This is a genomic window from Trinickia dinghuensis, from assembly GCF_003367175.1.
In the GTDB taxonomy this organism is placed as follows: domain Bacteria; phylum Pseudomonadota; class Gammaproteobacteria; order Burkholderiales; family Burkholderiaceae; genus Trinickia; species Trinickia dinghuensis.
The window spans coordinates 68969-82731 of the sequence record NZ_QRGA01000018.1; the positions used below are offsets into that span (position 1 = coordinate 68969).

Here is a 13763-nt window from a genome sequence, read left to right on the forward strand (position 1 = left end):
CGGATCAGACCTGCCGCAGCGTCGCGTCGAGCGCATGCGCGGAGGTGCGATCGCCATCCGTTGCGAGCGTCGCCCGAAAAATCGTCTGCCGGTTGTGGCCGATCGCGGCCGGCGAGTCCCACAGCAATTCCACCTGCGAACGCCGCGCCCACCCATGCGCGCGCAGTGCGGCCCCGCCCTGATGTCCCGCGGCCGCGGCCGCGCCTCCGGGCGTCGCCGAAGCCGAAGCCGAGGCGGGGGCCTGAGCCGTCGGCCGCCCGCGTTCGATCGCCGACGCGGCCGGCCATTTGACGGACAGCTCGCGCGCGTCGTATTGGCCGAGCTTGCGGCTTTCCACCCAGACGACGACGGTTCGCGTCGCGGTGTCTAGCGACACGGCATAGCGGCCGACCGCGAAACGCCGCGCGGCGGCGTTCGTACGCCAGAGCGCGCGCGGACGGCAAATCCACAAGACAGCGGCATAGAGAATCGGCGCGGCGACGAGCCAGCCGTTCGTCTCCGCGATTGCATTGACGGTGCGTCGGCCGCCCGCGGCCCAGACGAAGACGCCGATCGACCAGACGGCAAACAGCAGACATAAGAACGCGAACAACCTCAGCGCCTGCCGCAGCCATTGCGGCAGCGGGTGAAACGGCCGCTCAGCGCGCGCACGCGCCCCCGGCAAGGCGATCAGCAAAAAGAGGAAGACCCCGTTGATCGACGCCCATGGCGAGGACGCCATCGCCGAGAGCGACTCGCCGTAGCCCATTTGCGCCATCGAATAGAGCCAGCGTGCCAGCAGAACGAGACCGATGGCGCGCAGCGTGAACATCGTACCGGCACCGGGTGCCGGTTCCGCTCGCGTGGGGTTCGCTCTCGCCAAGACGCTCTCCTAGGTCAGTCGTTGTCGCCGCCCGTTTCGCGGCAGCAGCATTATAGGGATTCGGGCGCCGCCTTTCTTGCCTTCGATGCGTCGAAACAAACCGGGTCGCGCTCGAAACCCCAGGAGAGCGGCCTGCCGCGGCCCCAAACGACACGCCCCGCGTACCGTTAGGCAGGCGGGGCGTGTCGGAAGGCCATGCGAAAACGCGGAGGACCGCGTTTGTTTTCCTGCAGTTTAGCCGGCGGCGACTTCGCGCAGCACGGTGCGATGCTTCTGGCGCAGCAGGTTTTCGTACGATGCGATGTAATTCTGCGCCATCACCTTCGAGGTGAAACGCTCTTCGAACGCCTTGCGCACCGTTGCGCGCGGCAGCGACGACAGGCGCTTGACCGCGGCAACGGCCGACAGTTCGTCTTCGACGACGAAGCCCGACACGCCGTTCTCGATGACTTCAGGCACCGAGCCGCGCTTGAATGCGATGACGGGCGTGCCGCAAGCCATCGCTTCGATCATGACGAGGCCGAACGGCTCCGGCCAATCGATCGGGAACAGCAAGGCATGGGCGCCACCTAGGAATTCGGCCTTCTCGGATTCGCTGATTTCACCGATGTATTCGACGTGCGGCAGCGCGAACAGCGGCTTGATCTGCTCTTCGTAGTACGCGCGGTCGGCCTTGTCGAGCTTCGCCGCGATCTTGATCTTCATGCCAGCCTTTTCGGCGATGCGGATGGCCGTGTCCACGCGCTTTTCCGGCGAAATACGGCCGAGGAACGCGAGGTAGCTCGGCTCGACGTCCTTGCGCGGCGTGAGCAGGTTCTCGGGCAGGCCGTGGTAGACCGTCGAGAGCCAGCTTGCCTGCTGCAGCGGCATGCGCTGGTTGTCCGAGATCGAAACGACCGGCACTTCGTTGAACGTATTGAAGATCGGCTGCAGTTCGGGCAGATCGAGACGGCCGTGCAGCGTCGTCAGATGCGGAACCGGCTGGCGCGAGAACAGCGAGAACGGGTAGTAGTCGATATGGAAATGCAGCACGTCGAATTCATCGGCGCGGCGGCGCACTTCCTCGAGCAGCAGCATATGGGGAGCCATCGTATCGCGGATCGACGGATCCAGGCGCAGGGCCTGCGGCCAGAACGCTTCGAGCTTGGCCGACGTCTTGGAATCGCCGCTCGCAAAAAGCGTAACGTCGTGGCCGAGCTCGACGAGTGCTTCCGTCAGGTACGACACCACGCGCTCCGTTCCACCGTAGAGCTTCGGGGGAACCGCTTCATGTAAGGGAGCGATTTGAGCGATCCGCATAGTGATGAACTCCTAGTAAAAATTCAAGCAAATGTGTTGACGTTGTTGGAAGCGAATCGCCCGCTCCAGCATCAGGCGGCACCGCCCGCCCACAGGGGACGGTGCGATTCGCCCTTGGTCGTCGACGACACCGCTCGATCGATCTTGGGGCTACGCGCCACATGTCGTTAAACGCACGGCTCGCCCAACCGTTGACGGCGTCCGTCAAATTCTCTTAGGGCAAACCCGGATCGATTATCCGACCGGTTTCATGCTGCGCCGCGGGACATTTCAAACTCTTTACGTTGTTACAAGACGGATACATTTCGCCCGCCACGGCGCCGCGCAGCCCACCTAAAGTAGGCCGAAGCACCGAGTAGACGGCACGGCCAGGCCTGCAAGCAGCACCCAAGGCGCAGCCAACGTGCCCGCCGGACGGTCGATCCGCCCCCCAAATGCCATATTCCGCAATATTCCCCGAGGCATTTGGACATAACCCGCTATTGTATCGGAAAATTACGGTTAGCTTCGGCCAACCTTTCGTTCGCAACGCGCACCGAACTTGCTAGTCGAGGTTGGACGATGCGCTGCCGCAACCGGCCAGTGCGTTGTGCAGACCCAACGCTCGTCGTGAAGCCCCGGGGATCTTCCGCGGATGTTTACAATGGCGGCGTGCCGCGCCATCTCGTTATTGCTCGAGAATGGCTGCCGGTCCGCCCCACGCAGACTATGCTTTTGATGACACTCGCTTCGCGTGCCTCGCACGAACCACAATTGGAACATTTGACCGTCGCCGAACGTAACGCTCGCAACGCCAGGCTTTCCGGCTATGCCGACCGGCCGCTCGCGTTCTTGCTCAGTTACATCCGGCGCCACCCCGTCTCGCATGCGATCGTGCTGGCAAGCGTCTTCGCCGCAGTTGGCTGCGCGCTCGCCTCGCAGTACGCGATCAAGCACTTGATCGACGTGCTCGGCATTGGCCGCGGCCACCCGGGCCCGCTGTGGGCGGCGTTCGCGATCCTCGTCGGCCTCATCGCGGCCGACAACATGCTCTGGCGGATCGGCGGATGGGTTGCGGCACATGCGTTCGTCAACGTGACGGGCGATCTGCGGCGCGACCTGTTCCAGTATCTGACCGGCCACTCGCCGACCTATTTCTCGGAACGCCAGCCGGGCACCCTCGCCAGCCGCATCACAGCGACGTCGAACGCGGTCTACACGTCCGAGAACACGATGGCCTGGAACGTCTTGCCGCCGTGCATAGCCGTGGTCGGCGCGATCGTCATGATCATCTCGGTGAACCCGGTCATGGCCGCGTGCCTGCTGACCTGCTCCGCCGTGCTTGCGATCGTGCTGTTCAAGCTTGCAGGGCGAGGCTCGTCGCGCCATCACAAGTTCGCCACGAAGGCGGCCGCCGTCGACGGCGAGCTCGTCGACGTCATCGGCAACATGGCGCTCGTCCGTGCCTTCGGCATGACCTTTCGCGAGCAGCGGCGCTTCGGCGAGACCGTCAAAGCCGAAATGGACGCGCGCCAGCAAAGCTTGCTGTACCTCGAACGGCTGCGGCTCTTGCACGCCTTCATCACCGCGCTGCTGTCGGCGGGCTTGCTCGGGTGGGCCCTGTGGTTGTGGACGCAAGGACGCGCCACCTCGGGCGACATCGTGCTCACGAGCTCGCTCGGCTTCACGATCCTGCACGGCACGCGGGATCTGGCCGTCGCGCTCGTCGACGTTACTCAGCACATCGCGCGGCTGGCCGAGGCGGTCAAAACACTGCTCGAGCCGCACGGCATGCCCGATCGAGAGGAGGCCGTACCGCTCGCGACGCAGGGCGGACGCGTCGACTTCGAAGGCGTGACGTTCGCCTACCCGCGCCGCAAAGCGATCCTCGATCAATTCGATCTGCGCATCGAGGCGGGGCAGCGCGTGGGGCTCGTCGGCAAGTCGGGCGCCGGCAAATCGACCGTCCTGGCGCTGCTGCAGCGCTTCTACGAAACGCAAGGCGGCTCGATCAAGGTCGACGGCCAAAATATCGGCGCGATCACGCAGGACAGCCTGCGCCACGCCATCGCGCTCGTCCCGCAGGACATCGCGCTGTTTCACCGTACGGTCTACGAGAACATCGCCTACGGCCGGCCCGAAGCGAGCCGCGAGGAAGTACACGCGGCGGCTCGCGAAGCGCGCTGCACCGATTTCATCGAAGCGATGCCCGACGGCTTCGACACGATCGTCGGCGACCGCGGCGTGAAGCTCTCGGGCGGTCAGCGTCAGCGGATCGCCATCGCGCGGGCCATTTTGAAGAACGCGCCGATCCTCCTGCTCGACGAAGCGACTTCCGCGCTCGACAGCGCGTCGGAGGAAGCCATCCAGCAGGCGCTCGACCGGCTCATGGTGGGTCGGACCGTCATCGCGATCGCGCACCGTCTGTCGACGCTGCAGAACTTCGATCGCATCATCGTCATGAGTTCGGGCAAGGTCATCGACGACGGCACGCCCGAGGCACTGCGCAACCGCCCCGGCATCTATCGCGATCTGCTGGCCAAGCAGCACGGCAAGGCGACGCAACTGCATCCCGGCGGGAGAAAGGTCGACGAGCACGTCGCGTAACTCGATCGGAGACGCATGAAGACAAAGGCCCGGCACTCAGCGTGTCGGGCCTTTTTGCTTCTGGTTCTGGTTCTGCTTCCGGATCGACCGAAGGCGCCCTAGCGTTTTTCGTTAGACGGCGGGACCGTTGAACCTTCTAAAGCTCGGACCTCAGGCGGCAACGCGCTTGCGTGCCGTCTTGCCGCGCGCCGCGGTGGCCTTCTCGCTCGCCGCGTTCGCCGCGGGCCGCTGCCCATTGCCTTGCGCGAGATCGCGCAAGAACGTATCACGCCAGACCGAGACGTTGTTGCTGCGCAATTGCGCGATCATGTCGCGGTAGCGCGCGCGCCGTTCGGCGAGCGGCATCGACAGCGCCTGCGCGAGCGCCTGGGCCATCCCATCGATGTCGATCGGATTGACGATCAGCGCGCCCGTCAGTTCGTCGGCCGCGCCGGCGAAGCGCGACAGCACCAGCACGCCGGGATCGTCGGGATCCTGCGCGGAGACGTATTCCTTCGCGACGAGATTCATGCCGTCGCGCAGCGGCGTCACGTAGCCGACATGCGATTGACGAAACAGCGCGGCCAGCACGGACCGCTCGTATTGCCGGTGGATGTAGCGGATCGGCGTCCAGTCGAGCTCGGCGAAACGGCCGTTGATCCGGCCGAGTTCCGATTCGAGCCGCAAACGGATGTCTTGATACGCATGCATGTCGGAACGCGTCGGCGGCGCGATCTGCACGAACGACACATTGTTGCGGCAGGCCGGCACCTGGTCGAGCAGCCGCTCGAACGCGCGGAAGCGCTCGACGAGCCCTTTCGAATAATCGAGCCGGTCGACGCTCATGATGAGCTTGCGATCGTGCAGCGTCTGGCGCATCGTGCGGACCGACTTGCCGCGCGCCCCGGCCTTGGCGAGCTGCGCAATTTCGTCGGGATAAACGCCGATCGGATACGCGGCCGCGCGCAGCGAGCGCCCGAACGCGCGCACGAGCACGGGTGCCCCCGCAACGAACGGCTCGGCGCCCTCGATTTCCCCCGCGGCTTCATGCACGACGTAGTCGCAAAACGCGCGCACGTCCGCTTGCGTCTGAAAGCCCAGCAAATCGAACGAGCACAGTGCCTCGACGAGCGCGCGATGCGGCGGCACGGCCAGCAGCACCTGCGCGGCCGGAAACGGAATGTGCAGGAAAAAGCCGATCCGGTTCTTGACGCCCGCCGCGCGCAGCGCTTGCGCGAAAGGGATCAAATGGTAATCGTGCACCCAGATGACGTCGTCGGCCCGCAGCAGCGGCACGAGTTGTTGAGCAAGCCAGGTGTTGACGCGCCAATAGCCTTCGAAATCGTGGCCGTCGTACTGGATCATGTCGGCGCGGTAGTGAAACGCGGGCCACAGCGTCGCGTTCGAGAAGCCGCGGTAGTACTGATCGTAGTCGCGCCGCGCGAGACCGATCGTCGCGAAGGTGACCGGGCCTTGTTCGACGAGCTGCAATTGAGGCTGCCCCGAGGACACGACCTCGCCGCTCCAGCCGAACCACATGCCGCCTGTCTCCTTGAGCGCGTCGTAGACACCGACTGCCAAGCCGCCCGCGGCCGGGCCGCCCTCGGAGATCGGCGCGACCCGGTTCGAAACGATGATGAGACGACTCATGAAGTTCGCTGTGCCTCGGCGACGATGTGAGCGAGCCAGTCGACGAACGCGCCGACCGAATCGATACGGGAATGCGCCGACGTATCGCCCGCGCCGACCTTGATCGAGAGACCCCCGCGCTCGTTGACGACCGCGAACCCCTTCTCGTCGGTCAAATCGTCGCCCGCGAACACCGGCGTGCGGCCGGCGAACGGCGGCTCGTCGAGAAATGCCGCCACCGCGCGGCCCTTATCGACGTTCTTCGGCTTGATTTCGAACACCATCTTGCCCGGCTGCAGCACGTAGGCATCGGGGTATTCGTCGACGAGACGCTGCGTCGCTTCGCGCGCCACCGTCTCGGCCAGAGGCGCATTGCGGTAATGAAGCGCGAGCGCGGCGCCCTTGATCTCGAGCAGCGTGCCCGGGTGAGCGTTGACGAGTTCCGCCAGCACGCGTTCCATGCGCAATAGGCGCTCGTCGTTGAAGCCGATCCTGACCGTATCGCCGCTCGCGTCGCGCCGCTCCGCGCCGTGCAGGCCGGCAACGGGCAAATCGGGCATGCCGAGGAACGCATCGATGCTCTCGATGCCTCGACCCGATACGACGGCGACCGCGCCGCGCGTCAGATGCCGCAATTGCGCCAAGGAATCGACGACGGCGGGCGGCACGACCACTCCGTCGGGAGTGGACGCAAGCTCGACGAGCGTACCGTCGAAGTCGAAGAAGAACGCCGTCTCGCTAAGAGACAGAAAAGCCGGTAAGGATTGCATCAGCTTAGTTCGCGTAACGGCCTTGCTTGGCTTTTAGCCTAGCGAAACCGGAAAAGTTTGCGCATCTTACCGCGCCTGCGTCGCCTTTTCGAGCAAGAGTGCCTCGACCGCCGGACACACCGACGCGCAACGCTACGCGGCCCCTACCCCGTATCTTGCCTGGTTCTTGTCCGATCCTGCGACATATTGCCTCTTTGCCAGCGGGTATCAGCGCCACGAACGGTAACAGTAAGCTATCTGCGCTATAGTCCGTGCCTCGCAGCCGCCGAACCGGCGCGGCCCCGCTAGGGCGGAGCCTCGGCGCTGGAGTACTTTACGAGTCCCGCATGCCGCAACGTGTTTCCCGCGTCGGGCCGCCGCCCGGCGAACCTGCAAGCTTCGTATCCGCTTCGTCCGCCTCCGATCCGGCCGCATCGCCCGCGCGCCATGGTTTGCCTTCGCGCCCCGCTTGGGCCCGCCGGGCACTTCGCGCATTGACAGGCTTTGCCTGTGCCGGACTCATCGCCGGCTGCACGCACGACGACGGCCATTGGCAACTCACCGACGTCACGGGCCACCTTCCGGACCTGGCCTTCAAGTTGACCGAAGATACGGGTCAAAGCGTCAATGCATCGGCCTTTCGCGGCAAGACGACGCTCGTCTATTTCGGCTACACGCATTGTCCCGATGTCTGCCCCGAAACGATGGCCCGGCTGATGCAGGTGCTCGGGAAGCTGCCCGCGGCCGATGCTAAGCAAGTCCGCATCCTGTTCATTTCAGTCGATCCGGCACGCGACACGCCGCAAGCGCTGCATGCCTACGTCACGGCGTTCGACCCTCAGCACATTCGCGGCCTAACCGGCACCGACGCTCAGGTGGAATCGCTCGCGAAGCGCTATCGTGTCGCCTATCAGATGGAAAAGCGCGACCCGAACGGCAGCTATGAAGTCACGCACAGTTCGGCCGTTTATATCTTCGATCGCGACGGACGAGCGCGGCTGCTCGCGACGAGCGACGATACGCCCGATGCGATCGCACACGACTTGCAGCGTGTGATCGAGCGCGATGCTTGAGGTGATGCGTCGGCCGACTCGTTGCTTCTGGCATCGGGCGGCAAACACCCTCGCCGTTTATTGCTTGACGGCGTGCAGGACTGATAAGGCCATACAAGGCCATACGGTCTATCAACATCAACGAGTAAGTCGGAAGTCGCGATGAACCTGCTTTACTGGCTCGATCCCTGGGAACCGTCGCCGACGGTCGTCATCTGCGTGCTCACGGCGGCGATACTCTATGCACGAGGCGTACGCCACGCCCGCGTGTCGCTGCCGCGCCAGATAGCCTTCTGGTTCGGGCTCGTCGCGCTTTATATCGCGTTGCACACGCGGCTCGACTACTACTTCGAGCACGAGTTCTTCATGCATCGCTTGCAGCACCTCGTGCTGCACCACCTCGGGCCGTTCTTCATCGCGTGGTCGTATCCGGGCGCCGCGCTGCGGGCCGGCATCCCGTTCAGCTGGCGCCAGCGGTTCATCGGGCCGGCCGTGAAGACGAAGCCGATGCAAGCCGTGTTCAACATCGTGTTCCAACCTATCGTCGCGGTCGTGCTGTTCGTCGGCCTGATCTACTTTTGGCTGCTCTCGCCGATTCACTTCAAGGCGATGCTCGACTGGCGGCTCTATCGGATCATGAACTGGAGCATGGTTGTGGACGGCCTGCTGTTCTGGTGGCTCGTGCTCGACCCGCGGCCGGCGCCGCCCGCACGCCTGGCAGCGGGACGACGGCTCATGATCGTCATCGCCGCCATTCCGCCGCAGATCGCGCTCGGAGCACTCATTTTCTTCACGCCGCGTGAGCTTTATCCGATTTACTCGATCTGCGGACGTGCGTTTACTTGGATCAGTCCGATCCGCGATCAGCAGATCGGCGGGCTGCTGATTTGGATTCCGGGCTCGATGATGAGCGTGGTCGGCGCGCTGATCGCGTTGCGGCACTGGATGCGGCTGTCGGCACGCGAACGGTTGATCGAGGAGCGGCGGGAAATGCCTGCCCGCGGGCAGGCGTCGGCGCCTACGCCGGCCCAAGCGCATTGACGGTGCGTGGCCGGCAGTCGTTGGTCAGTGGCCATTGGTCGTTGAGCCCTGTCTAGCCGGTCGTCCGGCTAGACGCGACGGTTCAGACCGACCGCATCCAGACGTGCGGAATGCCGTCCTCGTCGTGCACTTCGGAAATCGGCTCGAAACCGAAAGCGCCATAAAACATCTGCAGATGCGCCTGCGCATGCAGCTTGATGGCCGCGTCGGGCCACTGCGCCACGATATGCTTGAGCGCCTGCTCGAGCAGTTCACTGCCCAGACCGATGCCGCGGAATTCCGAGGTGGTAAGCACGCGGCCGATGCGGATATCGGCGTCCGAAGCGTCGGGCAACAGCACACGAAGATAACCGGCCAGCGTGGGAATTTTGGATCGGCCGACTTTCTTTGCTTCTGAATTACCCGAAGCGGAGGCAGCGGCATTCGCTTCGGGCGAATAAGCAAGCAAGTGCCACGCGTCTTTGTCTAGTCCATCGACGTCGTTGTAGACGCACTCCTGTTCGACGACGAATACAACGTTGCGCGCCTCGAGCACGTCATAGACTTCAACGGGCGTGAGGTCGGAAAAAGGCTTCCAACGCCATTCGAGAGATTCGTGCGAGTCGCGGGTGGAATCGGTCATGGGCAAATCCGGGAATTTGGTGCCGGTCGATTATCCCGCGAGGTCGTCGTAAATGCCAGGGGCGGCGCACGCGCAGTTGCCGCTATCGTCGGGGCAAGCGTGCGATCACCACTGTAAATCAGCGCTGTCGGCTGCGTGATCCTCGTTACCCCGTTGTTCCAGTTACTTCTGTTGTTCCTCGACATCGAGCCCCGTGATGTCCATCACCATCCGGCACAGCCATTCCTCGAAGCTGGCCGCGACGCGCTCGCGTCGGTCGTCGTCGTGCAACATGCGAACGACCTGACCCACGGTGCCACCCGGAGCCGGGTCGAGGTCGATGCACAGGCAGTCACCCATGCCGTTCTTCGTAATCGGTATCCACTTGAGGTTGAACCAATCGTCCTTCACGCCGTCATCAGGATCGGATGTCATGCCGTCGAATAAGCCATCCACGACGATTTCGCGCCAACAGGTCCACTCATTGAGAATGCCCTTGACGTCCAGCAGGCTTTCTCCTTCGAAGCAAACGCCATCTTGATCCACTTGCCCGCCGTGCGTCTTCAGGCTCGTGATGAAATCCTCAGGCAGCTTGACGCCGAGTGCGCCTTCCAGGATCTGAATCTCGTCGTCGCTGGCCGGTGCGTTCAATCCTCCGGGAATGGCATCGGGCATCGACTGCAGCCATGCATTGAGACATGACCAGGATTCTGCGATCTTCATGTGTGGTTGCATTGATTCAGGCTCCGTTGAGTGTTTAGCCTCGATGGTCATGCTCCTCCTTCATTCGGTCCGTGTTTGAGCGAGCGAGTGAGCCTAATGCGAGGGCGGGAACATCTCGTCAATAGTCCACAAAATTGGGACCAAAAGAAGGCAACGAACGAAGGCAACGAACGCAGCAGACCGCTCGCCGGTCATTCACACGACCATCGACGCACCACACGCGACGATTAGCCATTCGGCCGAATCGTGCGCCCTCGCCGCGGCGCGTAGCATGATCTTCGCTATGCATCGCATGCCTCTACCCGAGGCATGCAGGACCGTGAGAGAAAAGCCCATGACAGACGCGACAATCGACACAAAGCCGGAGACGATCCTCTTCGGCGCATTCGATCGACACAACCTTGGGGACATGCTCTTTGCGCATGTACTAGAGAAAATGCTGCGGGGACGGCGCATTCGGTTCGCGGGTTTGCGTGAATGCGATTTGCGTCCGTACGGCGGTCACCTGGTCGAGGCGATTTCGAAGTTGGCCGCGTCGGACCACGATCGAGCGTTCGACATCGTTCACGCCGGCGGCGAACTGTTTACGTGCGATGCATGGGAATCGGCGGTCATGCTCGCGCCCGAGAATCAAGTCGAGGCGACGATCAACGAGTACCCCGCGTGGACGCAAAAGCCGACCGAATGGGCACAGCAGCATCTAGGGGTATCGGCACGGGTGCCATATGTTTTGTCGAAGGCGCGCTGCCCACGGGCGCGCAGGATCATCTTCAACGCGATCGGCGGCGTCGACCTCAAACATCTTGATCAGTCGATGCTCGCGGAAGTCGCCGAAGCACTTCGCAACGCCGACGACGTAACCGTCCGCGATGCCTTTACACAACGCACCCTCGCGGACGCGGGAATCGCGACGCGGCTCCTGCCCGATCCCGCAGTCATGGTCGCCGAGCTTTTCGGCGACGTCATTCACCGTCGCACCGACTGCGATTCTTTCTCGGCCCTACGCGATGCATGCCCGAACGGCTATATCGCCGTGCAATTCAGCGCGGACTTCGGCGACGACCGAACCATCGACGAAATCGCCGTACAACTCGACATCGTCGCTGCACGGCACGGTGTCGGCGTCGTCTTCTTCTGCGCAGGCATCGCGCCGTGGCACGACAACTTGGAGGTGTACGAGAGAACGCGGCAGTTCATGCGCACGGAATCAGCGTACCTCATGACGTCCCCCAACATCTGGGACATCTGCGCGCTAATCGCGAGCAGTCGCGCGTATTGCGGAAGTAGTCTTCACGGGAGAATCGTCGCCGCGGCATTCGCACTGCCGCGCATCAATATCCGTCACGCCGCGCGCCTTCCGCCACAGAGCAAGCAAACAGAGTTCGCGCGCACCTGGGAAGACGCCGGCTTCCCAGGCGAGGTCAACGTCAGTCAGATAGTACGAAGCGTCGATCACGCACTGCGGATCGAACGTGGAAAACTTCGACGCATCGCAAGCACACTCGCGAACGAGTATCGGGCCGGTTTCCAGCGTGTGGCAACGTTGTTGGGCTGACAAGCTGCGATTCGCGCTCTAAGGCGGGCCTTCATGCACGCGCCCTGCTTCGACGATGACTGCAGCGAGCCGTTGCGCCGCCGCCGTCATCTGCTCGTGGCTGAACCCACCGAACCCGAGGACCAATCCGGGACGCACGGTACCCGGCGCAAACATCGGCGAAACGGCACGCACGGCAACCTCGGCCCGCGCGGCCGATTCGGCCACCGCGCGGTCGTCGATGCCCTGCTTGAGCCAAAGCACGAGATGCATCCCCTGATCGCCGGGCTCCACCCAAGCCACGTCCTCGGAAAGGAGTTCGCGCAGTGTCTCGATCAACCGAGCCCGGTAGTCCGAGTATGCGTTGCGAACCTTGCGGATGTGGCGCTCGAGATGCCCCTCGGCCATGAATGCCGCCAGCACATGTTGATCGGCAGTTGGAGGGTGACGGTCCATCAGCACGCGGGCGCCGCAAAATGCGTCTACCAGGTCATCGGGGACGATCACATAACCCAGCCGCAACGAGGGAAACAGAATCTTGCTGAACGTGCCGAGATAAACGACCCGCTCCGGTTCGAGCCCTTGCAGCGAAGGAAACGGATGGCCCTGATACCGCAATTCGCTGTCGTAGTCGTCCTCCACGATCCACGCGTGGTTGGCTCGCGCCCATGCAAGCAATGCGGTACGCCGCGCCATGCTCATCGGCATGCCCAAAGGGTACTGATGCGACGGTGTAACGAACACGGCTCGCGCGTGGGGCGCCATTCGAATGCCGACGTCCACGTCGATGCCTTCCGCGTCCACGGGTACGCGGATCATCGTATCGCGATGGCCCGTGCTCTCGAGCACGGCGGTGACGCCTCGATAAGCGGGATTTTCCACCCAAACTTGATCGCGCGCCGCCAACAACACCTGGCTCGCAAGAAAGAGCCCCTGCTGCGTCCCGCTCGTTACGATGACCTGCTCCGGTTCGCAACGCACCGATCGCGATCTGCGCACATAGCTCGCGATCGCTTCGCGCAGCGGCAGCGCCCCGAGCGGATCGGCATAACCGGCCGGCGCACCCGGTCCCTTGGCACGCAGGCGATTGCCGAGCCTGCGCCAGATATCAGCGGGCGCCGTCGCCCCCATAGGAACCGAGATCGCGAACGGCACGGCAGGCAGCGGCCTGAATTCCCGTGCGATCCGCGCAAACGTGGCCGCCGGCTCGGGCAAGTTCGCGCCCGCCGGCCGTCGTCGCGCGGCGAGCGGCTCGCTTGCCTGTCGCGACTGAGCCGGATCCGGCTCAGCATGGCGTGCCCCAGGCAACCGTACACCGGCCTCGATCGCCCCGCCCCGGCGTGCCCGAACTTCACGTGGTCTTGTCAACGCCGGTGCGACGCGAGTCCCGGCGCCGGCTTTCGCTTCGAGAAAGCCTTCCGCGACCAGCTGCTCATAGGCCCCGATCACCGTCCCGCGCGAAACTTTCAGCGATGCAGCCAGTAGCCGCGTAGACGGCAAGCTATCGCCGGCTTCGAGCGCCCCTTTGCGCACGGCCTCCCGCAACGCCTGCGCGACCTGGCGGCTCAGGTTGCCGGCCGTGTAATCCAATGTGCCGAGCGATGGAATGTCGGCTACCCGGGCCGTTCTCGCCATGATTCCGGTCCTACAAAATTGGTCGAAATTGGACCTGTAGGATAAGCCAGTTTTCATCCACAATGCATGCAGG

General features: G+C 63.6%; 11 protein-coding genes. 4 read left to right on the top strand and 7 right to left on the bottom strand.

What is annotated here, in order from left to right:
- Positions 1 to 4: 4 nt before the first annotated feature.
- Both DWV00_RS27330 and DWV00_RS27335 read right to left on the bottom strand, forming a co-directional pair.
- A complete protein-coding gene (locus tag DWV00_RS27330; RefSeq protein ID WP_115536757.1) occupies positions 5 to 862 on the bottom strand; it encodes a hypothetical protein in 858 nt (285 codons plus the stop codon).
- 234 nt (positions 863 to 1096) lie between these two features.
- A complete protein-coding gene (locus DWV00_RS27335; RefSeq protein WP_115536758.1) occupies positions 1097 to 2161 on the bottom strand; it encodes a glycosyltransferase family 4 protein in 1065 nt (354 codons plus the stop codon).
- 717 nt (positions 2162 to 2878) lie between these two features.
- On the opposite strand from DWV00_RS27335, the gene DWV00_RS27340 reads away from it, so the two are divergent.
- Complete coding sequence (locus DWV00_RS27340; RefSeq protein WP_245965060.1) at positions 2879 to 4747, top strand: ABC transporter ATP-binding protein; 1869 nt, start codon at positions 2879 to 2881, stop codon at positions 4745 to 4747.
- Positions 4748 to 4897: 150 nt separating this feature from the next.
- Here DWV00_RS27340 and otsA read toward each other — a convergent pair whose 3' ends face one another.
- Both otsA and otsB read right to left on the bottom strand, forming a co-directional pair.
- Positions 4898 to 6376, bottom strand: a complete 1479-nt coding sequence (otsA, locus tag DWV00_RS27345; protein WP_115536759.1) for an alpha,alpha-trehalose-phosphate synthase (UDP-forming) — start codon at positions 6374 to 6376, stop codon at positions 4898 to 4900.
- Entirely contained in the window at positions 6373 to 7125 is a 753-nt protein-coding gene (gene otsB, locus DWV00_RS27350; protein ID WP_115536760.1) for a trehalose-phosphatase, read from the bottom strand. The genes otsA and otsB overlap by 4 nt, the downstream gene beginning before the upstream one ends.
- A 326-nt stretch (positions 7126 to 7451) precedes the next feature.
- On the opposite strand from otsB, the gene DWV00_RS27355 reads away from it, so the two are divergent.
- On the top strand, positions 7452 to 8177 hold the full coding sequence (locus DWV00_RS27355; protein WP_115536761.1) for an SCO family protein: 726 nt from the start codon (positions 7452 to 7454) through the stop codon (positions 8175 to 8177).
- Between the two features lie 141 nt (positions 8178 to 8318).
- Entirely contained in the window at positions 8319 to 9197 is an 879-nt protein-coding gene (locus tag DWV00_RS27360; protein WP_115536762.1) for a cytochrome c oxidase assembly protein, read from the top strand.
- Positions 9198 to 9279: 82 nt separating this feature from the next.
- Here DWV00_RS27360 and DWV00_RS27365 read toward each other — a convergent pair whose 3' ends face one another.
- The gene (locus DWV00_RS27365; protein WP_115536763.1) at positions 9280 to 9819 is read right to left on the bottom strand and encodes a GNAT family N-acetyltransferase; all 540 of its coding nucleotides are present in this window, start codon (positions 9817 to 9819) and stop codon (positions 9280 to 9282) included.
- A 162-nt stretch (positions 9820 to 9981) separates the two neighbouring features.
- Positions 9982 to 10572, bottom strand: a complete 591-nt coding sequence (locus DWV00_RS27370) for an SMI1/KNR4 family protein (RefSeq protein WP_115536764.1) — start codon at positions 10570 to 10572, stop codon at positions 9982 to 9984.
- Positions 10573 to 10855: 283 nt separating this feature from the next.
- Between DWV00_RS27370 and DWV00_RS27375 the strand changes: the two genes are divergently transcribed.
- Positions 10856 to 12076 (top strand): polysaccharide pyruvyl transferase family protein, encoded by a 1221-nt coding sequence (locus DWV00_RS27375; protein WP_115536765.1) that lies wholly within the window; start codon positions 10856 to 10858, stop codon positions 12074 to 12076.
- An 18-nt stretch (positions 12077 to 12094) separates the two neighbouring features.
- Here the strand turns inward: DWV00_RS27375 and pdxR are convergent, their stop codons facing one another.
- Positions 12095 to 13690, bottom strand: a complete 1596-nt coding sequence (gene pdxR / locus DWV00_RS27380; RefSeq protein ID WP_115536766.1) for a MocR-like pyridoxine biosynthesis transcription factor PdxR — start codon at positions 13688 to 13690, stop codon at positions 12095 to 12097.
- Positions 13691 to 13763: the final 73 nt, after the last annotated feature.